Consider the following 25,352-nt stretch of genomic DNA (forward strand, 5'->3'; position numbering starts at 1 on the left):
TGGATTTATCCATTGGACACCTCCTTCAAGTATTGTCTACTTTTACGAGTGTCCGGAAAACCCGGGTTAGCTCAGTCTGACACCCTGGTGAGATGCCCGTGACTTTGCGGCGGCTCATCAATGGGTGTCTGACACCCGGGTTTAAATTGCAGACAGCCGCTTGAGCACCGTTTCCTTGCCCAGCAGCGCCAGCACCGCATCCACCGCGGGCGTCTGCGTCTGGCCGGTGACGGCCACGCGCAGGGGGATGGCCAGTTGCGGCATCTTCAGGCCGCGGTCGGCCAGCACGCCCTTGATGAGCGCGGACAGCGCTTCGCGCGTCCATTCCGCATCCTGGGCGCGCTGCGCGAAGTCGGCCAGCGCTTCGCGGGCGGGGGCGGTCAGGTGCTGCTCGGCCAGATCGGCCGGCGCGCCCTTGAATTCGCCGGAGAACAGCATGGCGCCGTCGGCCAGCTGCTCCAGCGTTTCGGCGCGGTCCTTCAAGAGACCCATGACGCCCGGCAGGTCGATCTTTTCGGGGTACCCGCCGCGGGCCGCGACACGCGTGGCCACGCGCTCGGCCAGTTCGGCGTTGTCCATCTGCTTGATGTAGTGGGCGTTGACCCAGTTCAGCTTCTTGGGATCCCACTGCGACGCGGACTTGGACAGGTGCTTGGTGTCGAACCAAGACACCAGCTGGTCGCGCGAGAAGAGTTCGTCGTCGCCGTGGCTCCAGCCCAGGCGGGCCAGGTAGTTGATCATGGCCTCGGGCAGGTAGCCCTCGTTGTCGTACTCCATGACGTTGACCGCGCCGTGGCGCTTGGACAGCTTTTCGCCGTCCGGGCCCAGGATCATCGGCACGTGGCCGTATTCGGGCAGCGTGGCGCCCAGCGCGCGCAGGATGTTGATCTGGCGGGGCGTGTTGTTGACGTGGTCATCGCCGCGCAGCACGTGCGTGATGCCCATGTCCCAGTCGTCGACCACGACGCAGAAATTGTAGGTAGGCGTGCCGTCGGGGCGCGCGATGATCAGGTCGTCGAGCTCGGTGTTGTCGAAGCTGATCGTGCCCTTGACCATGTCGTTCCAGGACGTGGCGCCTTCCTGGGGATTCTTGAAGCGCACGACCGGCTTGCGGCCTTCGGGGATGGCGGGCAGCGTCTTGCCGGGTTCCGGGCGCCAGGTGCCGTCATAGCGCGGCTTGTCGCCGCGGGCGCGGGCAGCCTCGCGCATGGCTTCGACTTCCTCGGGCGAGCTGTAGCAGTGGTAGGCGGTGCCGGCGGCCAGCATCTGGGCCACGACTTCGCGGTACCGGTCCATGCGCTGCATCTGGTAGAACGGGCCCTCGTCCGGCTGCATGCCCAGCCATTCCATGCTGTCCAGGATGGCCTGCACGGCTTCCGGCGTGGACCGCTCGACGTCCGTGTCCTCGATGCGCAGCACGAAAGTGCCCTTGTGATGGCGCGCGAAGGCCCAGGAGAACAGCGCGGTGCGCGCGCCGCCCAAATGCAGGAAACCGGTGGGCGAAGGCGCGAAGCGGGTGCGAATGGGAGTAGAGGCGTTGGAAGTCATAGGTGGCAGTGTTAGCGGCTGCGGCGCCACAAAGCGGCGTCGGGCAGTGTCCTCATCAAGCGGACAGCGGGCTTGTCTTGATACGATGAACGCTATTTTAGATTAGTGTGAACAGGCCCTGGCCCGACCTCCCCATGTTGAGACACGCTCTTGCGCCCATGTTCGAACCCGGCTCGCTGGTGATCGTGGCCGACCGGCCGCTGCCCGCGGCAAGTTCCCTGTCTCCCGCCCTGAAGGCGAAGACCACTGTCGTCACGGTCGAACCCGGCGCGGCGCCCGACCTGCCGGACAGGCTGGAAGGCCTGGCTGCGGGCGACCGGCCTGATCTGGCCCTGGTTTGCGTCTCGCCCGCCGTGCTGCCGGAAACCTTGCGCCGGCTGGCGCCGCTGTCGCCCCGCGCGGTCATCCTGCTGCCCCACGAACTGCCCGACCCATACCCGCGCGGCACGCTGGCGCTGTGCCGCGCCTGGGCCGAGGAAAACCACTGCGAACTCCTCGGGCCGCGGTCCTTCGGTGCGCAGCGGCCGCACGCGGGCCTGAATTTCAGCCAGCACCCGGTGCTGGCGCGCGCCGGCCGCGTGGCGCTGGTGGCGCAGTCGCGCTCGATCATGGCCGCCGTCATGGATTGGGCCGAGGACGTGCACATCGGCTTTTCCACCGCCGTGTCCCTGGGCGACGAGGCCGTGGTGGGCCTGCCCAAGCTGCTGGACTACCTGGCCAGCGATCCGCGCACGGACAGCATCGTTCTCTATCTTGAAGACGTCGGACCCGCGCGCGAATTCATGAGCACGCTGCGGGCCGCGGCCAGCATCAAGCCGGTCATCGTGCTCAAAGCAGGGCGCTCGGACGCCGACAGCAGCGATGCCATCTTCGACGCGGCCCTGCGCCGGGCCGGCGCCGTGCGCGTGCGCTACTTCGTGCAGCTGTTCTCGGCCGTGAAGGTGCTGGGCTACACGCGCCGCCCCAAGGGCCGCCGCGTTGCACTGATCTCCAACGGCAGCGGGCCTCCGCAGCTCGCCATGGACCTGATCGGCCCGGACGCCGCGGTGCTGCGCGCGGACCTCGCGCCCGCCACGCAGCGCGCGCTGGCCGACATGCTGGAGCCCGACGCCGCCATCGCCAACCCCGTCATCACCTACCTGCCCATGACGCCCGAGCGCATTCGCGCCATGCTCGACGTTGTCCTGGACGACACGGGCGTGGACGGCGTGCTGGTGCTGCTGGCGCCCGACGCCCTGGCCGACATGCCCGCCGTCGCGCGCGAGCTGGCGCAGATTGCCCCGTCGGCCAAGAAGCCGGTGGTGACCTGTTTCATGGGCGATGCGGGCATGCGGCCCTTGCGGCGCATGCTGGACGACGCCGGCACGTCGGCATTCCGTACGCCCGAATCGGCCGCCGATGCCTTCGGCGTGCTGGCCTCGCACCACTACAACCAGCAGCTGCTGCTGCAGACGCAGCCGCCCGAACCCGCGAGCCACGTGCCCGACCTGACGGCCGCCCGCGAGATCCTTGCGCGGGTGCGCGCCGAATGCCGGCGCGAGCTGAACACGTCTGAGATCCGCACACTGCTGGCGCTGTTCTACGTGCCGCTCAGCGAATTCTCTGCCGATGCGGCGCACGGCGAAGCGGAATCCCGCCCCATGGCGATCCGGGTGCGGCGCGATCCGAAGTTCGGCCCAGTCATCCGGTTTGGCGCGGGCGGGCCGGACGCGGTGCTATCGCTGGCCGATCGTGGCATGGACCTGCCGCCGCTCAACGGCTACCTGGCGCGCCAGCTCATCGAGCGCAGCCGGCTGTGGCGCCGCGTGCTGGCGCCGCGGGTCGGCCACATGGCGGCCGAGGCGCTGCAGCAGGCGCTGGTGCTGGTGTCCGAGCTGGTGTCCGAACTTCCCGATATCGAAACGCTCGACATCGATCCCCTCTACGCAGGCGAAACCCACCTGCGCGCGGGCGGCCTGCGCATGACGCTGACCGAGACGCCTGGCTGCGCCTCGCCGCAGACCACCGGCTATCCGCACATGGCGATCCACCCGTATCCGGCGCGGCTGGTGCAGGTGCGCCGTTTTGCCGACGGCATTCCTTGGGTGCTGCGCCCGATTCGCCCCGAAGACGGCGAGGCGTTGCAGGAATTCATCCGCGGCCTGTCGGAGCGCTCGCGCTACATGCGATTCGTGTCGATGATGCGTGAACTGACGCCGCGCATGGTGTCGCGCTACACCCAGGTGGACTACCACCGCGAACTCGCGCTGGTGGCGGCCACGCAGGTGCCCAATCCCGCCAATCGCGGCCATCCGCGCGAGGTGCTGGTGGGCTTTGCGCACTACCTGCGCAATCCCGATGGCCGCGGCGCGGAATACGCGCTGGTGATCGGCGACGACTGGCAGCGGCGCGGGTTGGGGCGTCAGCTCATGACGGCGCTGATCGACGCCGCGCGCGAGCAGGGGCTGGAATACATCGACGGCCTGGTGCTGTCGACGAACCGGCCCATGCTGGCGCTGATGACCAGCCTGGGCTTTACCAACGATCCCGACCCCGAAGACCCGACCATGCGCCGGGTCTGGCTGAACCTGGCTTAAGGCCCGCGGCCGCCGGAACGGTTCAGGCGGTCTTGCGGGACGGCTGCGCGGGCGTCAACCGCGCGGCCGCCTCGTCCACCGACAGCACGTCGCCAAAGAACAGCATCCACCCGTGCAGGGCGTTCTCGTGCTCGGCCGGCGTCACGGCGGCCAGCGCGTCGTCCACCATGATGGTCCGGAAGTCCCGCATCATCGCGTCGCGCGCGGTGGATTCGCAGCAGACGTTGGTGACCGTGCCGGCGATCAGCAGCGTGTCCACGCCCAGGCCGCGCAGCACCGGCTCCAGCTCCGACGAGCCCGGGGCCATCGCACTATAGAAGCGCTTGACGACCCGCAGGTCGCTGGCCTGCGCATGCAGGTCCGGATGCAGCGCAAAGCCGGGCGAGTCGCGGCGCAGCGTCTCCAGGCGGCGGGCGCTGCGTTCGGGCGTCAGCATCACGCCGTGGTGATGCGACCAGAACACATCCGCGTTGTCCGAGGCCGTCTGCACCCACACCACCACGCCGCCCGCGTCGCGCACCGCGCTGCAAAGGCGGTTGATGGGGCCGATGATTTCCCGCGCCGGGGCGCATTCGCCTTGGTAGCCGGGCAGCAGGAAGTACTGCTGCATGTCGATCACGACCACCGCCGTGCGCGCGGCCGGCAGCTCGTCATACGGATGCAGGCAGCCCTGGCGGGCTACGACGCGATCCTTCACCCATTGGGGGAATTCCATGCTGCCTCCTTAGCCGTAACGCCGCGCCACGGCGGACTCGACGCGGTAGATGATGAGGTACATGACGCTGGAGATCAGCGCCAGCATCACGATGGCGGTCATGACGATGTTCAGCTTGAACACCTGGCTGCCGTTCATGATGAGAAAGCCCAGCCCCGAATCCGCCGACTGGAATTCGCCCACGATGACACCCACCAGCGCAAGACCGATGTTCATCTTCACCGCCGCGATCAGCGTCGGCACGCTGCCTGGCAGCACGACCTTGGTCAGCACCTGCCAGCGGCTGGCGCCAAAGGTGTGGGCAAGCTTGACCTTGTTCAGGTCGATGCCGCGGAACCCCGCATACACCACCATGATGGTCACGAACACCGCAATGGCGACCGCCATGCCGTATACCGCATAGTCTGACCCCAGCCACAGGTAGAAGATGGGCACGAACGCGATCTTGGGCATGGCGTTGGCCACCACCAGGAAGGGGTCGAGCACCTTGTAGAGAAACTCGGACCACCACAGCGCGGCCGCCACCACGATCCCGATGACCATGCTCAGCACAAAGCCCACCAGCGTGGCCGACAGCGTCGTCATGATGTGCTTGCCCAGGCTGCCGTGATTCCACAGTTCGATGAAGGTGGGCCACAGCGCGCTGGGATAGCTGGTGAGCAGCGGATTGACGATGTGCATGCGCGGCAGGATTTCCCATGCGCATAAGAAAACGACCAGGAGCAGCGCCTGGGCCACACGGATGTTTCGGCGGCGCGCGCGGTCGCGGCGCAGGTAGTTCAGGTACTTTTCGCTGGGGCCGGGCACGGCGCGCAGCGGGACGGTATTGGCAATCGGCGCGTTCATGGCTCAGCCCTCCACATGGACGTCCAGCTCGTCCCAGAGCTGTTTGAAGTAGGTGTTGAATTCCGGCCGCGAGCGCGCCTGGAACGGGGTGGGGCGGATCTGGCCGTCGCCGTAGTGGATGCGGTACTGGCTTTTGAGCCGCCCGGGCCGGCGCGACAGCACGATCACCCGATCGGTCATGGCGATGGCTTCGCCGATGTCGTGCGTCACCAGCACCACCGTCTTGCCCTCGCGGCGCAGGATGTCCACGACTTCGTCGGAGATGGCCAGACGGGTCTGCGAGTCCAGCGCCGAGAACGGCTCGTCCAAGAGGATCACGTCGGGCTCGGTGACCAGTGTGCGCGCCAGCGCCGCGCGCTGGCGCATCCCGCCCGAGAGCTGCCGCGGCGTGTGCGACAGGAACGCGCCCAGACCGCATTTTTCAAGCAGGTGCACGGCGCGCGCCTCGCTGCGCGCGTCGCGCCGCCCCTGAATCTCGGCGCCCAGCATCACGTTGTCCAGGATGGTGCGCCACTCGAACAGGTAGTCCTGCTGCAGCATGTAGCCGATGCGCGCGTTCGGCTTGGTTACCGCCTGCCCGTCGACCAGCACCGCGCCCGAGGTCGGGGGAATCAGGCCCGCGATCAGAGACAGCAAAGTGCTCTTGCCACAGCCGCTTTGGCCGATCAGGCTGACGAACTCGCCCGGCGCCAGGCTGAACGACACGTTGGACAGCGCTTCGGTCTCGCCTTCCGGCGTGAAGTACGACAGACAGACGTCGCGCAGTTCGATCTTGGCCGTGGCGGGCGCCGGCTTGAGGTTGTGGATGGCGGCTCCCATCATTGGGCCTTCTTGGCAAAGTCGGCGATCACCACGTCCTCGTACTTCACGCGTGCGCTGTCCTTCATGACCGCGCTGGCGATCAGCATGTCCTGAAGCTGCGTCATCGCCTGCGCCGTCACGAGCGGCGTGGTCTTCCAGATCTGATATTGCTTGTAGCGCTCGATCGCCTCGGTCACCGCGGCCTGATCCATGCCGGGAAAGAAGGTCATGATCTGCGGGGCCAGCGTGGCCGCGGGCGTGTCCTTCACGTACTTCTCGGCGCGCGCCACCACGTCGGTCCAGGCCTGGATGACCTTGGGGTTGTCGCGGATGTACTTGTCGGTGGCGGTGAACACCGTGTAGTCCACCTGGCCCACCTCATGACCCACGGACGCGACGATGTGCCCCTTGCCGTTGCGCACCAGCTCGCCGGCCTCGGGCTCCAGGAAGATGCCGTATTCGCCCTGGCCCGCCATCCAGGCGCCGGCGCGCGCGGGGATGCCGATGTTGTTGAGCAGCTTCACGTCCTTCTGCGGATCCAGGCCATGCTTGCGCAGCGCGGTTTCCAGGAACACGATGGGATTCGATCCGGGGCGAAAGCCGATGACCTCCTTGCCCTTGAGCATGGACCAGTCGAACTTGTCGACCGGCTTGCGCGCCAGCAGGAAGAAGCCGTCGGTGGCGGTCAGGCCGGCGAAGATCTTCGGTTTGACCGGCGATTCGCTGTTCTGCACATAGATGGAGGCCTCGGGCCCGATCAGCACGATGTCCGCGCTGCCCGACAACAGGGCGGTCATGCCCTTGTCGGTGCCTTGCGACGTCTTCATGGACACGTCCAGGCCGGCGTCCTTGAAGTAGCCCTGCGACAGCGCGACGTACTTGGGCACGTACAGGATGGATCGCACCACCTCTTCGTATCGCACCTTCACGGGGGGATTGAGGGCTTCGGCCTGAGCGGCCAAAGGGGCAAGCAGCGCGAGCAGCGCCGCGCCTGCCAGGCGGGGCAAGGGCGAGGTCTTCACGGGACTTTCTCCTGCGTCTTGAATGCCACGCCGACAATCGGCGCGACACGGCCAATGGGATGGATCGACTACAACAACAGGGAAGCCCGAACAGTGCACGCCCGGGCCGGTGAGGCTTGGATCGAATACTATATTCAAGACAACCAGGCGACAAGCCTTTTGCGATTGGCGTTTTTCTCTATGGACGTGCGTCGACGCTGCCCCGAAAATTCGAGGCTGGAATACCAGTTGGTATACAGAATAAGATTTCGAGCCGCTGAGGCGGGCTCATTCCATCGTAGGCGGGGACGCGCTTGGCGCCCATCGGCCAGGGACACGGGCCGCGTGCGGCGCCGCCCGCCATCGTCCCTAGTCTGCCCGTCGCATCACACCAGGACTTCGTTCAGGAAGGCCGAAATGTCGGCCACTTCCTCGGCGCAGACCGAGTGCGGCATCGGGTACGTGTGCCAGCGCACGTCGTAACCCAGCCGCTTGAGTTCGGCCAACGACGCTTCGGCACGCGCCAGCGACACGACCGGGTCGTACTGGCCATGGGCCATGAAGATGGGCGTGGCGTCGTTGGCGGGCTGGCGCTCGGCCTCGGCGCTGTCCACCAGCGGCAGATAACCCGACAACGCCATCATGCCCGCCAGCTTTTCTTTCAGCCGCAGGCCGGTGTGCAGGGTCATGGCGCTGCCCTGTGAAAAACCCGCCAGCACGATGTTGGACGTAGGAATGCCGCGCCCGTTTTCGCGCGCGATCAGCTTGTGGATGGCCGCTTCCGAGGCGCGGATGCCGCGGCCGTCTTCCACTCGCACCAAGTCCATCACCAGGATGTCGTACCAGGACCGCATCGCCATGCCGTTGTTGATCGTCACGCGCTGCACGGGCGCGTTCGGAAACACGAAGCGCACGCCGAGTCCGGCGGGCAGCTGCAGCTCCGGCACGATGGGCGCGAAATCGTTGCCGTCGGCGCCCAGTCCGTGCAGCCAGATCACGGCGTGCGTGGGGTTGGGGGCGGTTTCGATCTCGATGCAGTCGAGCAGGTCGGTTGCGGTCATGGATGGGCGGTAGGCAATTAGAGTGTGAGCGTCTTGAGGGCCTGGAACAGCGCGCGGTAGTGCTTCTTTTGCGGCTCCTGGCCCTGCAGCAGCGAGGCGTTGGCCAGCTTTTCCTTGCGGGCGGCCCGGATCAGCGTGCGCAGTTGCTGCACGTCGGCCTGCGGATTGTTGTTCAGCAGGCGCGTGAAGGCGTCGTCGTCATCGAGCAGACGGTCGCGCAGCGTTTCCAGCCGGTGCATGGCGGCCGTTTCCTCGCGGGAGCCGTTCTCCCAGACGTCGAGTTGCTTGCGAATGACATCAGCTGGTGCGTCGCGCATCAGCTTGCCGACGAAGTGAACCTGGCGCCGCAGGCCTTCGCGGCCGGTGGTGCGCTGCGCCATGCGGATGGCTTCGTACAGGCGCTCTTCGAGCGGCAGTTGCTTCAGCCGTTCGGGCGACAGCGCGATCAATTGCTTGCCCAGGTCCAGCAGGGCGTGCATTTCACGCTTGACCTGGGACTTGCTGGGACGGTCGTAGCCGTTCTCGTCGTAACCGTCGTCGACGGAATCTTCTTGGGGATGGGAATTCATGGAAAACTGCGCAATGACAGACTTGGCTATGATAACCGTCTCTGCAAATTGGACTGCAATGGTTAAAACCTCCTCATCCTTGCCGCTGGCGGCGAATCACGCGCGTTTTTCCGAACTTGTCGAGCAAACCCTGGCCTACGCGCGCCAGATCGGCGCTTCCGACGCCGCCGCGGAAGTCTCGGAAAGCCTGGGACTGTCCGTCTCGGTACGCAAGAACGACATCGAAACCGTTGAGCAAACCCGCGACCGGGCGCTGGACCTGACGGTCTACGCCGGCCAAAGCCGCGGTTCAGCCTCGACGTCCGACTTTTCCGAGGCCGCGCTGCGCCAGACGGTCGAAGCCGCCTGGCACATTGCTCGCCACACCGCTGCCGACCCGGCCGCCGGCCTGCCCGACGCCGACCAGCTGGCCACGGAATTCCCCGACCTGGACCTGCATCGCGCCTGGACCGTTTCCACCGAGGAAGCGGCCGAACTGGCGCTGCGCGCCGAGCGCGCCGCCCGCGAGGTCGATTCGCGCATCACCAATACCGACGGCGCCACCGTCGGCACGTACGAAGGCCAGTTCGTGATGGGCAACACCCGCGGCTTTCTGGGCGGCTATCCGTATTCGCGCCACAGCCTGTCCGTGGCGCCCATCGCGGGTCGCGGCAACGGCATGCAGCGCGACTACTGGTATTCGTCCGAACGCGACCCGGCCAAGCTGGCCTCGCCCGAGGCCATCGGCCGCTATGCCGCCGAACGCACGCTGTCGCGCCTGTCGGCCCGCCGCGTGCGCACCGGCAAGTTCCCGGTATTGTTCGAGGCGCCGCTGGCGCTGGGCCTGGTCGGCGCGCTGACGCAGGCCGTCAACGGCGGGGCGCTGTACCGCAAGGCGAGCTTCCTGGTCGATTCGCTGGGCAAGCCGCTCTTTCCCAAGCACATCAACCTGGTCGAGGATCCGCACATCCGCGGCGCCATGGGCAGCTCGCCGTTCGACGACGAGGGCGTGCGCACGCGCCGCCGCAACGTGGTCTCGGCCGGCGTGCTGGAAGGCTATTTCCTGTCGTCCTACACTGCGCGCAAGCTGGGCATGACCACCACCGGCAACGCCGGCGGTTCGCACAACCTGGTCTTCAGCTCCACGCAGACCCAGCGCGGCGACGATTTCGAAGCCATGCTCAAGAAGCTGGGCACCGGCTTTCTCGTCACCGAGCTGATCGGGCAGGGCGTCAACTACGTGACGGGCGATTACTCGCGCGGCGCTTTCGGCTATTGGGTCGAAAACGGCCAGATCCAGCACGCGGTTCAGGAAGTCACCATCGCCGGCAACCTGGCCGACATGTTCCAGCAGATCGTCGCGGTGGGCGCCGACACGATCTCGCGCGGCACCAAGACCACCGGCTCCATCCTCATCGAGCAGATGGCCATTGCCGGCACCTGATCGCGCCCGCCGGCGGCGCGCCGCGCGCCGCCGGCTCCTGTTTTGCCCGCTTTGCAATCCCTTGCCTTTCCGGGATTTCCTCTAGCCGTTCCTGTGTTCGCCAGCGTGTAATATCCGGCGGGTATTGCTCGAAGTCCCGGGTGTTGCTGTATAGGAGCAAAGTGATGCAACGACGTTCATTCCTGAAGCGCGCCAGTCTGGGCGCCGTCGCCGGCGCCGCCGTCAGCTCGCCCGCGTTCGCCCAGGACATGCCCTCGATCAGCTGGCGCCTGTCCTCGGGCTTTCCCAGCGCGCTGGACCTGCGCGTCGGCGCGGCCGAGAGCTTCTGCAAGTTCGTCGCCGAATCCACCGCGGGCAAGTTCAACATCCGCCACTTCCCGGACGGCGAAGTCGTTGCCGCCGCCGACCTGATGGAAGCGGTCTCCACCAAAAAGGTGGAATGCGGCCACGTGTCCTCGCGCCGCTACCACGCCAGGAATCCGGCGTTCAGCTTCGATGCGGCCGTGCCGTTCGGCCTGAACGCGCGTCAGATGAACGCCTGGATGAGCGAGGGCGAGGGCCTGCGCCTGACGCGCGAACTCTTCAAGCCCGAAAAGATCATCAACTTTCCCTTGGGCAATACCGGCGCCCAGATGGGCGGCTGGTATATCAAGGAAATCAAGCGCGAAGGCGACCTGAAAGACCTGAAGATGCGGGTGGACGGCCTGGCGGGGGAGGTGCTTTCCCGGCTTGGCGTGGCGCCCCAGCAGGTTGAGCTCGCCGCCCTGGCGCAGGCCTTTGAAAAAGAGGGGCTGCAGGCGGTGGCCGGGGCGGGCGCCTATGAGGATGCCAAGCTCGGATTGAATAAAGTAGCTAAGTATTACTACGCACCCGGCTGGTGGGCAGGCGGCGAACAGCTCTCGCTCTACATCAACGACGAAGCCTGGAACCAGTTGCCCAAGCATTATCAATCGGTGGTGCAGTCCGCGGCGCTGGCCGCGCACACCGCCGCGACGGCGCGTTATGACGCGCTCAATCCGCAGGCGCTGGCTCAACTGACGGCCAACGGCGCGCAAGTGCGGGCTTTTCCCCGGTCCATCATGGACGCCGCGTTCGAGGCCTCGCAGCAGGTCTACAAGGACTTAAGCGCCAAAGACCCCAGATTCAAGGCATTGCACGATAGCTACATGGGCTTTCGCGACAGCGAGATGCCGTGGTTTCGCCTGACCGAGGGCGCGTTCGGCCAGTATCTGGGCGTGGCGTTGTCGGGCAGGAGTTAGGAGGGAAGCCGGTGCCGAATGGCATTCGGCGAGTTTCAGGGTTTGTGCTAGTAACCACACGTTTTTTACAAAAAAATGGGCGGTTTTGAGGCTTTTGTTGAACGGCATTCGAGTTTCGGCCTGATACAAAGGAGTAATATCCCGGGTCTTGACGCGCATACATGCGGCCTTTAGGCGGCATCGACGTCAATCCGGCAGGATTACATCAGCCCGGATTACCAATATTCCGAGACAGACTTTAAGGTGGTAACAACCATGCAATCCAAGACCAAAAAGCTGCTGGCCGCGCTGATCGCCGCCGGTATCGTCCCGGCCGCCCACGCAGCCGACATCAAGCTGGGCGTGGCTGAAGCCCTGTCCGGCGGCGCCGCCCAGTACGGCGTGTCGATCCGCAACGGTTTCCAGCTCGCGGCTGACGAAATCAACGCGGCCGGTGGCATCAACGGCAACAAGATCGTGCTGGTGATCGAAGACGAGCAAGGCAAGAAAGAAGAAGCCATCAACGTCTTCAAGAAGCTGATCTTCAAGGACAACGTCCTGATGGTCTTCGGTCCCACCCTGTCGAATTCCGCCCAGGCCGCCGACCCGGTCGCCCAGGCCGCCAAGACGGTCGTCTTCGGCACCTCCAACACCGCCGACGGCATCACCTCCATCGGCAACTACGTGTTCCGCAACTCGGTCACCGAAGCCGACGTGCTGCCCGCCACCATCTCCACCGTCAAGGCCAAGACCGGCCTGAAGAACGTGGCGGTGCTCTACGGCAACGACGACGTCTTCACCAAGAGCGGCTACGACAACTTCAAGAAGGCCCTGGAAGACCAGAAGATCCCGGTCACGACGACCGAAACGTTCGCCAAGGGCGACGTGGACTTCAAGGCCCAGCTCACCAAGATCAAGGGCACCAACCCCGACGCCATCGTGCTGTCCGCACTGCTGGCCGAAGGCGCCCCGATCATGGTCCAGGCCCGTCAGCTCGGCCTGAACGTGCCCGTCATCGGCGGCAACGGCATGAACTCGGTCAAGATTTTCGACCTGGCCCCCGGCGGCGCGTCGAACAATCTGTGGATCGGCAGCCCGTGGTCGATCGAAAACAAGTCGCCCGAGAACACCAAGTTCATCGACGCCTACAAGGCCAAGTTCACGAATGCCCCCGACCAGTTCGCGGCGCAGTCGTATGACGCGATGTACATCGTCGCCCAGGCTCTGAAGAACACCAAGCTCACCGGCGAACTGCCCAAGGATCGCGCTGCCCTGCGCGACGCCCTGCCGTCCGTGACCTGGACCGGCGCCACCGGCCCGTTCAAGTTCCGCCAGGCCAATGATCGCGCCGGCAAGCCGGCCGGTTACGACGCCGACCAGGCGCCGATCGTCAGCGTGACCAAGGACGGCAAGTACGTCATCGAGAAGTAAGCAGTACGCATCCCCGCGCGGGGGGATGCGCCTTGCGGATGGCCTCCCGGCCGTCTGCAAGGCGCTTTTTATCGCAGGGCCTCACCAAGTAGAAAGCTTCCCCGGGAGCACATCAGACCTCGCTGTGGGCACGGCGAGGCGGCCCTATCAGATTTGGAAAGTCCCATCATGTTCGAACAACAATTCGTCAATGCCTTGTCGCTGGGCTGTGTGTATGCACTGTTCGCGCTGGGCTTCACGCTGATCTTCGGCGTGCTCGGGGTGATCAACCTGGCGCATGGCGCCGTCTTCATGGTTGGCGCCTACGCAGCATTGGTCGTGGTCGAGCAATTCAGCCTGCCCTTGTGGGCCGCGCTGATGGTTGCGTTCTTCGTCGCCGGCTTTACCGGGGTCATCATCGACTACCTGGTGCTCAAGCCGCTGCGCAAGCGCAACGCACCCCACCTGATTCCCATGATCGCCACCATCGGTGTCGGCATCATCCTGAACAACGGCGCCCAAAGCATCTTTGGCGCCAGCAATCTGCGCTTCCCGCACGGCACCGTGCCCGAGGAAGTCATCGAAGTCGCCGGCCTGCACCTGACCGTCATCGAACTGGGGATCATCTTCCTGTCGTTCGCGCTGATGGCCGTGCTGATGTTCGTGATGCGCCGCACGCAGTTCGGCCGCGCGCTGCGCGCCATCGCCGAATCGCCCAAGGCCGCCTGGCTGCTGGGCATCAACGTCGAAAAGCTGTTCATCACCACCTCGTTCGCCGCGGCCGCCCTGGGCGGCGTGGCCGGCGTGCTGATCGGCCTGTACTCGAACGCGCTGTTCCCGCTGATGGGCCAGCCGATGCTGCACAAGGGCATCGCGGTCATCATCCTGGGCGGCATGGGCGACATCCGCGGCGCCATGCTGGGCGGTCTCTTCCTGGGCTTCGCCGAGGTGCTGTCCGTCGCTTACATCGGCTCCACCATGCGCGACGCGGTGGCTTTCGGCCTGCTGTTCCTGATCCTGCTGGTCCGCCCGCAAGGTCTGTTCGGCAAAGTGGTTCAACGCAAGGCTTAAGGTATGAGCGGATTCGAAAATTTCTGGGCCATCTACGGCAACCTGGTGCTGACGCTTGGCACCAATGCACTCCTGGCCCTCTCCATCTGGCTGACGCTGGCCTGCGGCATGCTTGCCATGGCCAACGCCGCCTTCATGGGCATCGGGGCCTACACGGCCGCGCTGCTCACCATGAATTACGACGCGCCCTTCGCGGTCGCACTGGCGGGCGGCATGGCCGCTCCGGCGCTGGTCGCGGCCCTGATCGGCCTGCCGACGCTGCGGTTGTCGGGGGTCTATCTGGCGATGGCCACGCTGGGCTTCGGTGAAGTGGTCCGCGTGACCATCCTGAACACCGAGTCCATCACCGGCGGCGCGCTGGGCCTGAACGGCATTCCCCAGCTCACGCAGTGGTGGCATGTGCTGCTGGCCGTGATCATCGTGCTGTTCGTGCTGTGGCGCGTGCGGGCCTCCAAGATCGGCCGTTCCTTCGACGCCATCCGGGGCGACGAGACCGCCGCCGGCATGATGGGCATCGACGTGCGCGCCAACAAGATGCTGGCCTTCGTGGCCGGCGCGGTGATCGCCGGTCTTGCCGGCGCGCTGAACGCGCACCTGACGTTCTTCATTGGTCCCAACGAATACGGCTTCGACCGCGGCGTCGAAATCCTGACGATGGCGATCCTGGGCGGCATCGGCGGCCTGGCCGGCCCCGTGCTGGGCAGCTTCATCATTACGACGCTGCCCGAATTGCTGCGCGGATTTGCGGATCTGCGCCTGATCGCGAATGGAGTGATCCTGGTGGTGATTGTGTTGTTCCTGCCGCAAGGCATCTGGGATCCGGCGCGCTTCAAGCGCTGGATGCGTCAAAGCCGCCAGGGAGGAAAGCGCCATGCTTGAGCTGTCTTCCGTCTCCAAGAGCTTTGGCGGCCTGCATGTGCTGCATGACGTCAGCCTGTCGGTGCCCGAAGGCGCCATCTTCGGCCTGATCGGCCCGAACGGCGCCGGCAAGACCACGGTGTTCAACCTGATCACCGGGCTGCTCCCGCCGAGCGGCGGCTCCATTACCTTCCAGGGCGAGAGCGTGCTGCGCAAGAAGCCGCACAGCATCACGCGCATGGGCATCGCCCGCACGTTCCAGAACATCCGTCTCTTCAAGGAGATGACGCTGCTGGAAAACGTCGTCGTGGGCGCCTACCGCCACATGAACTACGGTTTCCCCAGCCTGCTGCTGGGCCTGCCGGGTTACCGCGAACACGAGCAGCGCGCCCGCGAACGCGCGCACGAGCTGCTGACGTGGATGCGCCTGGACCACAAGGCCAACGATCTGGCCGACAACCTGTCCTACGGCGAGCAGCGCCGCCTGGAGCTGGCGCGCGCGCTGGCCACCGAGCCCAAGCTGCTGCTCCTGGACGAGCCCGTCGCCGGCATGAACACCGGCGAACGCGCCGAACTGATGCGCGAGATCCTGGCCATTCGCGACCGCGGCTACACCATCCTCATGATCGAGCACGACATGCGCTTCGTCATGGGTCTGTGCGAACGCATCGCGGTGCTGAACTTCGGCAAGATCATCGCGTGCGGCGGTCCCGAGGACATCCGCAACAACGAACAGGTCATCGAGGCCTACCTGGGCCGCGAAGACGACGAAGACACCGAACAAGCGGAGGCCGCCCGATGAGTCGCCGGGCCGCTCCCAAGACGAATACCGCAGCGCGACGCGCGGAGGCTACACAATGAGCGCCATGCTGGAAGTCCGCGGGCTCGAGGTCAACTACGGCCACATCGAGGCCGTGCGCGGCATCGACCTGGACCTGAACGCCAACGAAATCACCGCCCTGGTCGGCGCCAACGGCGCCGGCAAGTCGACGACGCTGCTTGCGCTGTCGGGCCTGTTGCCCAAGGCGCGCGGCCGCATCCTCTTCGAGGGCGAAGACGTCACCAACCTTGCGCCGAACCAGCTGGTCGCGCGCGGCATCGTGCAGGTGCCCGAAGGCCGGGCCATCCTGACCACCATGACGGTGCTGGAAAACCTGGAACTCGGCGCCTATCGCCGCGGCCTGAAGAACGTCGCGTCCGATCTGGAATACGTGTTCAACCTGTTTCCGCGCCTGAAAGAGCGGATCAGCGGCATGGCCGGCAACCTGTCCGGCGGCGAGCAGCAGATGCTGGCCATCGGCCGGGCCCTGATGGCCAAGCCGCGCCTGCTGCTGCTGGACGAGCCCTCGATGGGCTTGGCGCCGATCGTCGTGCAGGAAATCTTCCGGTCGCTGCGTGCCATCAACGCCGACGGCCTCACGCTGTTCCTGGTCGAACAGAACGTGCGCCAGGCGCTCAAGATTGCCCAGCAAGGCTACGTGCTTGAAAACGGCGCCATGGCGCTGACGGGCACGGGCCGCGAACTGCTCGGCCACCCGCGCGTCCTGGAAGCCTACCTGGGTGCCTGACGCGCAGGGGGCGGCATGCGTCCCCTGATGAATTTTGCGGCGGCTGTCCTGGAATGGCCGCTGCGAATCGCCTGAATTCTGTCCGCTTGCCCATTTTTTGAGCAGCCGTGTTAGAATTTCAGGCTTTCCCTCATTTTGACCTTTGCACGGGCGGATTCATAACGCTTAGGCGGGGGGCGATAAGGGCTGGAATTTGTGCCTGAATGGCTGTAACCCGAAGGGCTGCAAATTTCTGCCTAGTCTGGGAAAGAATGCTGGCTGGATGTTCTAGCCAGAGCAAATTTTTTATTCTTAGGAACCATCATGAAGACCTTTGTGGCCAAGCCGCATGAAGTCCAACGTGACTGGTTTGTGATCGACGCCAAGGGCAAAGTCCTCGGTCGTGTGGCCAGCGAAGTCGCACGTCGTCTGCGTGGCAAGCACAAACCTGAATTCACGCCTCACGTTGATACCGGTGACTACATCGTCATCATCAACGCGTCCGATATCGTTGTTACCGGCGCCAAGGCGAAAGACAAGAAGTACTTCCGCCACACGACGTACCCGGGCGGTATCCGTGAAACGAACTTCGAGAAAATGCAAGAGCGTTTTCCCGGCCGTGCCATTCAGAAGGCCGTCAAGGGCATGCTGCCCAAGGGTCCTCTGGGCTACGCCATGATCAAGAAGCTGAAGGTCTATGCTGGTGCCGAGCACCCGCACACCGCCCAGCAGCCCAAGACGCTGGATATCTAAGGAAACGCCATGATCGGTAACTGGAATTACGGAACCGGCCGTCGCAAAACTTCGGTGGCTCGCGTTTTCATCAAGAAGGGCACTGGCAAGATCGTCGTCAACGGCAAGCCCGTCGACGAGTTCTTCGCTCGTGAAACCGGCCGCATGGTCGTGCGCCAGCCGCTGGAACTGACCGGCCACCTGGAATCGTTTGACATCAAGGTCAACGTGCACGGCGGCGGCGAAACCGGCCAAGCCGGCGCCATCCGTCACGGCATCACGCGTGCCCTGATCGATTACGACGCCACGCTGAAGCCCTCGCTGTCGCAAGCTGGCTTCGTGACCCGCGATGCCCGTGAAGTCGAACGTAAGAAGGTCGGCTTCCGCAAGGCGCGTCGTCGCAAGCAGTTCAGCAAGCGTTAATGCCCTGCAAAAAGCCCGCTTCGGCGGGCTTTTTGTTTTTGGGCCGGCAATGCAATGTCATCGCTGGCCCCGCGCGAGGAACTCCGCGCCACGCGTTCGGTCGGAAAAAGGTTTGCAGTGGCAATTGCAGCACGCCTGCCGCATTAGCGGGTTTCCCGAGCGATACAATCGTTATTCGTTCTCCGAAGAGCATTCATCATGGCCCAAGCATCGAACACCCGCATCAAGGTTGGTATCGTCGGCGGCACCGGATACACCGGTGTCGAACTGCTGCGCTTGCTTTCGCAGCATCCCAACGTGGAATTGACTGCCATCACGTCCCGCAAGGAAGACGGCCTGCCCGTCGCCGACATGTACCCGAACCTGCGCGGCCGTGTGAAGCTTGCATTCTCGGCCCCGGAAAAGGCTTCGCTGACTGACTGCGACGTCGTCTTCTTCGCCACGCCCCACGGCGTGGCCATGGCGCAGGCGCAAGAGCTCATCGCCGCCGGCACCCGCGTCATCGACCTGGCCGCCGATTTCCGCCTGCAGGACATCCCCACGTTCGAACGCTGGTACAAGATTCCCCACACCTGCCCGGACATCCTGGCCGAGTCGCAATACGGCCTGGTTGAACTGAACCGCGAAGCCATCTCCAAGGCGCGCGTCATCGGCAACCCCGGCTGCTATCCCACCACGGTGCTGCTGGGCCTGGCGCCGCTGCTTGAAGGCGGCAAGGCGCTGGTCGATACGCAAACGCTGATCGCCGATTGCAAGTCGGGTGTGTCCGGTGCCGGCCGCAAGGCAGAGGTGGGCTCGCTGTTTTCGGAAGCGTCCGACAACTTCAAGGCCTACGGCGTGGCCGGCCATCGCCACCACCCCGAAATCACCGCCCAGCTGGAAAAGCTGGCCGGCGGCAAGGTGGGCCTGACGTTCGTGCCGCATCTGGTGCCGATGATCCGCGGCATGTTCTCCACCATTTACGCCCGCATTCAACCCGAGGCGCGCGACACCGACTTTCAGGCCCTGTTCGAAGCGCGCTACGCCGATGAACCGTTCGTGGACGTCATGCCTGCCGGCAGCCATCCCGAAACGCGCTCGGTGCGCGGGTCCAACAACCTGCGCATCGCGCTCAGCCGCCCGGGCAACGGCGACCTGCTGATCGTCATGGTGGTGCAGGACAATCTGGTCAAGGGCGCCGCCGGTCAGGCCGTGCAGAACATGAACCTCATGTTCGGCATCCCCGAAACGATGGGCCTGGACCAGGTCGCCATCCTGCCGTAACGCCAAGGCGGCCCGTTTGCCGGGCCGCCAATATTGCTCTTTATGCCCGCAGATCCCGCCGCCCGCTCCCCATCGCGAAGTCACGGCGCAGTCGTGCGCCTGTGCGCGATGCTGCTGCTGGGCGTGCTGGTGGGCGGGATCGCCGGGTTCTTCCACGCGCGCCAGCTCTATCGTCCGCAGGACGCCGTGGTCATCAGCGTCCAGCAGGCCGAGGCGCAGGACGAGGCCATGCGTCAGCAGGCCACGCAACTGCGCTACATTCGCGGCCAGCTCGATAAGGCCGATGGCGAACTCGTCATCGAGCGATCGGCCCGCCAAGAACTCGAAACCCAGCTTCACGCCGCCCAAGCCGAACTCGGCCGCGTGCGTGACCAGCTTGCCTTCTATGAACAGCTGCTGCCGCCCGGCCCTGAGGGCTCGGTGGACATTCGCAGCATGCAGATCGACCGCGAGGGCGGCGGCCTGCGGTACAAGGTCCTGCTGATGCGCAGTGGCCGCAATGGTGGTACGCCCTTTGCGGGCGCGCTGCGCTTTCAGGCCACCGGCGTGCTCAAGGGCGAAACCGTCACGGTGGACCTAGCGCCCATGCAGCTCAAGGCCGAGACCGGCCCCGTCACGGCCACCGGAGAAAACCTGACCGCCGCGTCGCTCGCCCTGCAGTTCGACCAGTATCAGCGCAGTCAGGGCATCCTGGCCGTGCCTGACGGATTTGTCCCCGAAAGCGTGACCGTCAGCGTCCTCGAGGGGGAAACCGTCCGCGCTTCGCGCAGTGTCAAGCTTGAACTTTGAGTCTGGTCAAGCCCTGCGCTATAGTGACACCATACGAGCGGCGACGCCGCTCACTGAATTTGGCCGTACCGGCCAGGAGTGAACCATGAATGCAGTGACCGAAACCGTCGACCTTCAGGCCCCCCCGCCTGTTCCCCTGGTGTTCACCGACTCGGCTGCCGCCAAAGTGAAAGACCTGTTGGCCGAAGAAGGCAACCCCGAACTGAAGCTGCGCGTTTTCGTGCAGGGCGGCGGCTGTTCCGGCTTCCAGTACGGTTTTACGTTTGATGAAGTCGTCAACGAAGACGACACCGTGCTGGACAAGGCCGGCGTGCAATTGCTCGTCGATCCGATGAGCTTCCAGTATCTGGTCGGCGCCGAGATCGACTACAAGGAAGACCTGGAAGGCGCGCAGTTCGTCATCCGCAATCCCAACGCCAGCACCACCTGCGGCTGCGGCTCCTCGTTCTCGGTGTAATCACCCAGGCAGGAAAGATAAAAAGCCCTTCGGTTTGCCGAAGGGCTTTTGCATGGGCGCGTGATGGATCGCGCTCAGGCCGGATACAGCGCTCCAAGAATCCTTGCGCCGCGCGCGCCCGTCACACTGGGCAGGCCGGCCGGCTTGCCGGTCATGAACGCGTGCGCCAGCCAGGCGAACGCCAGGGCCTCCACCTGTTGCGCAGGCACGCCCAGGGCGTCGGTCGCGTGGACGGGGCGTTGCAGGCAATACGCCAGTTCCTGCATCAGGCCGGCGTTGTGGGCGCCGCCGCCGCAGACAAAGACTTCTTGCGTGCCCGCTGCCGCCCGGTCGATGGCGTCCGCCACGGTTCTGGCCGTCAGCCGCTGCAGCGTGGCCTGAACGTCCTCCGGCGCGGGCGCGGCGCCGTCGAATTCGGCCAGTCGGGCGTCGAGCCATTGCATGTTGAAAAGGTCGCGGCCCGTGGATTTGGGGGGCGGCAGGCCGAACCACGGCTCGCTGCCGATGAGTTGTTCAAGCAATGGCGCCAGCGCCTGCCCCGAGGCCGCCCAGCGGCCCCCGGCGTCGTAAGGGCGGCCCAGATGCCGTTGGCACCAACCATCCAGCAGCACGTTGGCCGGGCCGGTGTCGAAGCCGCGCGCCGGCTGCCCGGGCACGAGCAGCGTCACGTTGGCGATGCCGCCCAGGTTCAGCACGGCGCGCCCGTGGCTGGCGCCGAAGATGGCGGCGTGAAACGGCGGCACCAGCGGTGCGCCCTGGCCGCCAGCGGCAACGTCGCGCGAACGGAAGTCGGCCACGACGGCGATGCCCGTCAGTTCCGCCAGCAGGGCGGGTGCGTTCAGTTGCAGGGTGTACCCAAGGTCCGGGCGGTGACGCACGGTCTGGCCGTGCGCGCCGATGGCGCTGACGTCGCTGGCGGCCACGCCGGCATCCGCAAGCAATGCCGACACGGCTTGGGCATAGACACGCGCCAACGCATTGGCCGCGAGCGCCGCGCGGGCAAGTTCGTCGCCGCCCGATTCGTTCAGCGACAGCAGCTCGTGCCGCAGATTCTCTGGCATGGGGAGGCTGGCGTTGGCCAGCACCTGAGGCGCCTGGCCGTCGTCCAGACGGGTCAGCACGCCGTCGACGCCGTCGACGCTGGTGCCGGACATCAGGCCAATGTAGAGCGTGCGGCGGTCCTGCTGGATGGGCTGGGTGGCATTCACGGGCGCCTCCAAAGAAAAAGGCGGCTAGGGCTTGATGCCCCGCCGCCGCACCCGCTGCGCGCGGGCCTGTTTTTTTCGGACCTGCCTTAGCGGCTGGCCACGTTGGTCAGCGCGTCGGGCAGCGTCTGCTGGAACTGCGTCAGCAATTGGATCTGCTGCTTGTAGGGGCCAACCGCCTGGTTGAACGCGCGCACTTCCGCGGGTTCGAGGGCGCGGGCCACGGGCAGGTCCACCGACAGCGGATCGATGGGCTGGTTGTCGACGCGGAACTCGTAGTGCAGGTGCGGGCCGGTGGCCCAGCCGGTGGAACCGACGTAGCCCAGCAGTTGGCCCTGCGACACCTTCGAGCCCTTGGTGACGCCTTCGGCGATGCGGCTCTGGTGCGCGTAGAGGGTCGAGTACTTGCCGTGGTGCTTGACGATGACCACGTTGCCGTAGCCGTTCTGCCAGCCCGAGAATTCGACCGTGCCGTCCGCGGTGGAGTGGATCGGCGTGCCCGACGGCGCGGCGTAGTCCACGCCCTTGTGTCCCGTCCAGGTCTTGTGGATGGGGTGCATGCGCATGCCGAAGGTCGAGCTGATGCGGCTGAACTTCAGGGCGGTGCGCAGGAAGGCGCCGCGCAGGCTGGTGCCGTCGAAGTCGTAATAGGAGCCGGTCTTTTCGTCGGGGCTGAACCAGACGGCGTTGTAGGTCTTGCCGCCGTTGATGAATTCCAGGGCCAGCACGCGGCCGGCGCCAGCGTAGCGGCCGTCGTGCGAGCGCACTTCGTAGACCACGCGGAATTGATCGCCCTGGCGCAGGTCGCGCAGGAAGTCGATCTTGGCGCTAAGGATGTCGGCCATTTGCATGGTGACCGAGTCGGGAATGCCGGCCGAGTCCGTGGCGCCGAAGAGCGAGGACTTGATGGTGCCGACCGCGACGCGGGTCTGGCGTTCCGTGCTTTCGGTGACTTCCTCGGCCTTGTAGCCGTCGCCGGACGGGGCAACGTGCAGCATGCGCGTCACGACCTGGCCGTCGGTCTCGTTGCCGGGCGTGTGGATGTAGCGCAGCCACACCAGATTGCCCGCTTCGTCCGTGGCGGCTTGCACCGAGCGGCCCGGGTACAGCTTGTAGATGCTGCGGGCGCTGGCGTCGTGGGTCAGGAACGACTGGAGATTGGGGGCGTCGAGTTCCAGGCGCTGCAGCACCGCCGACAGCGTGTCGCCCGGACGGATCCGGGTTTCGCTGATGTAGGGGGCGGCGCTGGGCGTGCTGACTTCGACTTGCTCGGCGGTCAGCGGCAGAATGCTCTGGATGACGCGCGAGGGGGGGAGTTCGGTGCGGTCGGGTTGCTGCACCATGCCGAGAGCGGCGGCGCCTGCGAACAGACCAATTGCGGTGACGAGAAGCGTGCGGCGGAAAAGTCCCGAGCGATGGGGCTTGGGCTCAACGGGCGCAAATACGGCAGCGACTTTGCGCTTGAGGCCACTCGCCAGTTCGTGGAGGCCACGATTCATCGTGAAAATACCCTCTCAGGTGGCTTGAACTCGCAGGGTGCGGTACACGAACGGCCCTCGCGCGCACCGTTTCCGGGGCAAGGGCTGGCGCGGGGGCGCATCTTGTGAACAAGGGATGTAGAGCGAACGCAACTGCGTACATATGGCAGTTGCGTATGATTAGGCCGGTATCCTAGCTGATTCGGCTAGAATTTACGATAGTTTTCGTCACTTTTTACACCTTTTTGTCGGCTGAAGCCGCATTGGCCCCCCTGTCATGTCACCCACCGAAGCCCCCATTACACCTGAAGTCGAAGCCGATCTGCGTATAGCCAAGCGCGGCTGCGATGAGCTGCTGGTCGAAGCCGAATTCGCCCGCAAGCTGGCCAAGAGCCGCGCCACTGGCGTGCCGCTGCGCATCAAGCTTGGCCTGGATCCGACCGCACCGGACATCCACCTGGGCCACACGGTGGTGCTGAACAAGATGCGCCAGCTCCAGGACCTGGGGCACAACGTCATCTTCCTGATCGGCGACTTCACCTCCACCATCGGCGACCCCAGCGGCCGCAACAGCACCCGCCCGCCGCTCACGCGCGAACAGATCGAGGCCAACGCCAAGACCTATTACGCGCAGGCCAGCCTGGTGCTGGATCCGGCCCGCACCGAGATCCGCTACAACTCAGAATGGTGCGACCCGCTCGGCGCCCGCGGCATGATCCAGCTCGCGTCGCGTTACACGGTGGCGCGCATGATGGAGCGTGAAGACTTCACGAAGCGCTTCAAGGGCGGTATCCCGATCTCGGTGCATGAATTCCTGTATCCGCTGATGCAGGGTTACGACTCGGTCGCGCTGAAGTCAGATCTGGAGCTGGGGGGCACCGATCAGAAGTTCAACCTGCTGGTCGGGCGCGAACTGCAAAAAGAGTATGGACAGGAGCCGCAATGCATCCTGACGATGCCGCTGCTGGTCGGGACGGACGGCGTAGAGAAGATGTCCAAGTCCAAGGGCAACTACATCGGCATTTCGGAGTCGCCCGATTCCATGTTCGGCAAGCTGATGTCGATCTCCGACACGCTGATGTGGCGCTACTTCGAACTGCTGTCCTTCCGCTCGCTGGAGGAGATCGCGGCGCTCAAGCAAGAGATCGATGGCGGGCGCAATCCGCGCGATGCCAAGGTGATGCTGGCGCAGGAAATCATCGCGCGCTTTCATTCCGCCAAGGCCGCCGACGATGCGCTGGCCTCGTTTGAGGCGCGTTTCCGCGACGGCGCGATTCCCGACGACATGCCCGAGGTCAATATCGGCGGCGCGCCGGTGGGTATTCTGAAGCTGTTGCGCGAAGCGGGTCTGGTCGCCTCCGGGTCGGAAGCGCAGCGCAACGTCGAGCAGGGCGGGGTGCGCGTCAACGGCGATCGCGTGGAAGACAAATCGTTGCAATTGCCGGCCGGGACTTACGTCGTTCAGGTGGGCAAGCGAAAGTTCGCCCGTGTTAACTTGAACCCGTAATTGCGAAGTTTTGATACGCTGAGGGTACAGACAGGGGCAGAGCGCCTTTGCGGCATTTACAGGAGCACGACATGGAACTTTCGAGTTTGTCATTTTCCGATCACGAGTCGATTCCCGAGCGCTACGCATTCGGCAAGATCGATGCGCAATCGCACGTCGCGCTGGCAGATAACTTCAACCCGCAGTTTTCCTGGGACGACGTCCCCGCGGGCACACAGTCGTTTGCACTGATCTGCCACGATCCGGATGTGCCCTCGCGCCCAGACGACGTCAACCAGGAAGGCCGCGAAGTGCCCGCCGACCTGGCCCGCGTGGATTTCTTCCACTGGGTGCTGGTGGACCTGCCGGCCGACCTGCGCGAGATCGACGAAGGCGCGTTCTCCAACGGCATCACGCCGCGCGGCAAGGGTGGCCCGCTGGCGCCCATGGACGCGCGCCAGGGCATCAACTCCTACTCGTCGTGGTTCGCCAATGACCACGACATGAGCGGCGAGTACTTCGGCTACGACGGTCCTTGCCCGCCCTGGAACGATGCCCTGGTGCATCGCTACATCTTCACCCTGTATGCGTTGGACGTGCCCAGCCTGAACCTGCAGGGCTCGTTCACGGGCGAAGACGCGCTGCGGGCGATCCAGAAGCACGTGCTGGCCAAGGCATCGCTGACCGGGACCTATACGCTGAACCCCCGGCTCGCGCCCAAGCAAATCGGGGCCACGTCGGCCTGACGCTCAGCCAGATGTACGCAGGGCCGCCCAGTGCGGCCCTAATGAGATGGTCAGCCCGATCCCCACGAAGCGGTACGCTGAGTGGGGATTGTTCTTTCTGGGAGACCTC

General features: G+C 65.1%; 24 protein-coding genes. 15 read left to right on the forward strand and 9 right to left on the reverse strand.

The window, feature by feature from the left end; translation table 11 throughout:
• Nucleotides 1-141 precede the first annotated feature (141 nt).
• A complete protein-coding gene (gltX, locus tag KVT32_RS26560; RefSeq protein WP_175157414.1) occupies nt 142-1,548 on the reverse strand; it encodes a glutamate--tRNA ligase in 1,407 nt (468 codons plus the stop codon).
• 134 nt (nt 1,549-1,682) lie between these two features.
• On the opposite strand from gltX, the gene KVT32_RS26565 reads away from it, so the two are divergent.
• Complete coding sequence (locus tag KVT32_RS26565; protein WP_217619072.1) at nt 1,683-4,124, forward strand: GNAT family N-acetyltransferase; 2,442 nt, start codon at nt 1,683-1,685, stop codon at nt 4,122-4,124.
• A gap of 22 nt (nt 4,125-4,146) precedes the next feature.
• Here the strand turns inward: KVT32_RS26565 and KVT32_RS26570 are convergent, their stop codons facing one another.
• From KVT32_RS26570 to yjgA, 6 genes are all read right to left on the reverse strand, one after another.
• Nucleotides 4,147-4,839 (reverse strand): isochorismatase family cysteine hydrolase, encoded by a 693-nt coding sequence (locus tag KVT32_RS26570; protein WP_152383340.1) that lies wholly within the window; start codon nt 4,837-4,839, stop codon nt 4,147-4,149.
• A 9-nt stretch (nt 4,840-4,848) separates the two neighbouring features.
• The gene (locus KVT32_RS26575) at nt 4,849-5,685 is read right to left on the reverse strand and encodes an ABC transporter permease (protein ID WP_056327827.1); all 837 of its coding nucleotides are present in this window, start codon (nt 5,683-5,685) and stop codon (nt 4,849-4,851) included.
• Nucleotides 5,686-5,688: 3 nt separating this feature from the next.
• A complete protein-coding gene (locus tag KVT32_RS26580; RefSeq protein WP_217619074.1) occupies nt 5,689-6,504 on the reverse strand; it encodes an ABC transporter ATP-binding protein in 816 nt (271 codons plus the stop codon).
• Entirely contained in the window at nt 6,504-7,508 is a 1,005-nt protein-coding gene (locus tag KVT32_RS26585; RefSeq protein WP_056327828.1) for an ABC transporter substrate-binding protein, read from the reverse strand. The genes KVT32_RS26580 and KVT32_RS26585 overlap by 1 nt, the downstream gene beginning before the upstream one ends.
• Before the next feature lie 365 nt (nt 7,509-7,873).
• On the reverse strand, nt 7,874-8,548 hold the full coding sequence (locus tag KVT32_RS26590) for an alpha/beta hydrolase (protein WP_152383341.1): 675 nt from the start codon (nt 8,546-8,548) through the stop codon (nt 7,874-7,876).
• Between the two features lie 17 nt (nt 8,549-8,565).
• Complete coding sequence (yjgA, locus tag KVT32_RS26595) at nt 8,566-9,117, reverse strand: ribosome biogenesis factor YjgA (RefSeq protein ID WP_056327830.1); 552 nt, start codon at nt 9,115-9,117, stop codon at nt 8,566-8,568.
• A gap of 58 nt (nt 9,118-9,175) precedes the next feature.
• On the opposite strand from yjgA, the gene pmbA reads away from it, so the two are divergent.
• From pmbA to erpA, 12 genes are all read left to right on the forward strand, one after another.
• Nucleotides 9,176-10,540 carry a metalloprotease PmbA gene (gene pmbA, locus KVT32_RS26600; RefSeq protein WP_056327831.1) on the forward strand — a complete coding sequence of 455 codons (1,365 nt, stop codon included), beginning with the start codon at nt 9,176-9,178 and terminating at the stop codon, nt 10,538-10,540.
• Nucleotides 10,541-10,704: 164 nt separating this feature from the next.
• Nucleotides 10,705-11,799 carry a TRAP transporter substrate-binding protein gene (locus KVT32_RS26605; RefSeq protein WP_142051299.1) on the forward strand — a complete coding sequence of 365 codons (1,095 nt, stop codon included), beginning with the start codon at nt 10,705-10,707 and terminating at the stop codon, nt 11,797-11,799.
• Between the two features lie 255 nt (nt 11,800-12,054).
• Entirely contained in the window at nt 12,055-13,209 is a 1,155-nt protein-coding gene (locus tag KVT32_RS26610) for an ABC transporter substrate-binding protein (protein WP_152383342.1), read from the forward strand.
• A 168-nt stretch (nt 13,210-13,377) separates the two neighbouring features.
• Complete coding sequence (locus KVT32_RS26615) at nt 13,378-14,259, forward strand: branched-chain amino acid ABC transporter permease (protein WP_056327834.1); 882 nt, start codon at nt 13,378-13,380, stop codon at nt 14,257-14,259.
• A gap of 3 nt (nt 14,260-14,262) precedes the next feature.
• A complete protein-coding gene (locus KVT32_RS26620; RefSeq protein WP_056327835.1) occupies nt 14,263-15,138 on the forward strand; it encodes a branched-chain amino acid ABC transporter permease in 876 nt (291 codons plus the stop codon).
• Nucleotides 15,131-15,919, forward strand: coding sequence for an ABC transporter ATP-binding protein (locus KVT32_RS26625; RefSeq protein ID WP_056327836.1), 789 nt, complete (start codon nt 15,131-15,133; stop codon nt 15,917-15,919). Before KVT32_RS26620 ends, KVT32_RS26625 begins: the two co-directional genes overlap by 8 nt.
• Nucleotides 15,920-15,974: 55 nt before the next feature.
• Nucleotides 15,975-16,685: an ABC transporter ATP-binding protein gene (locus KVT32_RS26630; protein ID WP_056327837.1), complete on the forward strand. Its 711-nt coding sequence runs from the start codon at nt 15,975-15,977 to the stop codon at nt 16,683-16,685.
• Between the two features lie 303 nt (nt 16,686-16,988).
• Nucleotides 16,989-17,417, forward strand: a complete 429-nt coding sequence (gene rplM, locus KVT32_RS26635) for a 50S ribosomal protein L13 (protein WP_008163100.1) — start codon at nt 16,989-16,991, stop codon at nt 17,415-17,417.
• 9 nt (nt 17,418-17,426) lie between these two features.
• Entirely contained in the window at nt 17,427-17,819 is a 393-nt protein-coding gene (rpsI, locus tag KVT32_RS26640; RefSeq protein WP_008163098.1) for a 30S ribosomal protein S9, read from the forward strand.
• A gap of 198 nt (nt 17,820-18,017) precedes the next feature.
• Nucleotides 18,018-19,082 (forward strand): N-acetyl-gamma-glutamyl-phosphate reductase, encoded by a 1,065-nt coding sequence (gene argC, locus KVT32_RS26645; RefSeq protein ID WP_056327838.1) that lies wholly within the window; start codon nt 18,018-18,020, stop codon nt 19,080-19,082.
• A gap of 42 nt (nt 19,083-19,124) precedes the next feature.
• The gene (locus KVT32_RS26650; protein WP_056327839.1) at nt 19,125-19,871 is read left to right on the forward strand and encodes a DUF6776 family protein; all 747 of its coding nucleotides are present in this window, start codon (nt 19,125-19,127) and stop codon (nt 19,869-19,871) included.
• A gap of 85 nt (nt 19,872-19,956) precedes the next feature.
• The gene (erpA, locus tag KVT32_RS26655; RefSeq protein WP_056327840.1) at nt 19,957-20,328 is read left to right on the forward strand and encodes an iron-sulfur cluster insertion protein ErpA; all 372 of its coding nucleotides are present in this window, start codon (nt 19,957-19,959) and stop codon (nt 20,326-20,328) included.
• Between the two features lie 74 nt (nt 20,329-20,402).
• Here erpA and KVT32_RS26660 read toward each other — a convergent pair whose 3' ends face one another.
• Together KVT32_RS26660 and KVT32_RS26665 are read right to left on the reverse strand one after the other, a co-directional pair.
• The gene (locus KVT32_RS26660; RefSeq protein ID WP_217619073.1) at nt 20,403-21,536 is read right to left on the reverse strand and encodes an anhydro-N-acetylmuramic acid kinase; all 1,134 of its coding nucleotides are present in this window, start codon (nt 21,534-21,536) and stop codon (nt 20,403-20,405) included.
• Nucleotides 21,537-21,622: 86 nt separating this feature from the next.
• Nucleotides 21,623-23,032: a peptidoglycan DD-metalloendopeptidase family protein gene (locus tag KVT32_RS26665; RefSeq protein WP_056327841.1), complete on the reverse strand. Its 1,410-nt coding sequence runs from the start codon at nt 23,030-23,032 to the stop codon at nt 21,623-21,625.
• Nucleotides 23,033-23,288: 256 nt separating this feature from the next.
• Here KVT32_RS26665 and tyrS point away from each other — a divergent pair, with 256 nt between their 5' ends.
• Both tyrS and KVT32_RS26675 read left to right on the forward strand, forming a co-directional pair.
• Nucleotides 23,289-24,518: a tyrosine--tRNA ligase gene (gene tyrS / locus KVT32_RS26670; RefSeq protein ID WP_152383345.1), complete on the forward strand. Its 1,230-nt coding sequence runs from the start codon at nt 23,289-23,291 to the stop codon at nt 24,516-24,518.
• 71 nt (nt 24,519-24,589) lie between these two features.
• Complete coding sequence (locus KVT32_RS26675) at nt 24,590-25,243, forward strand: YbhB/YbcL family Raf kinase inhibitor-like protein (protein WP_056327843.1); 654 nt, start codon at nt 24,590-24,592, stop codon at nt 25,241-25,243.
• The last annotated feature ends 109 nt before the right edge of the window (nt 25,244-25,352 follow it).

This window comes from Achromobacter sp. GbtcB20, from assembly GCF_019091095.1.
Classification (GTDB): Bacteria; Pseudomonadota; Gammaproteobacteria; order Burkholderiales; family Burkholderiaceae_B; genus Achromobacter; species Achromobacter mucicolens.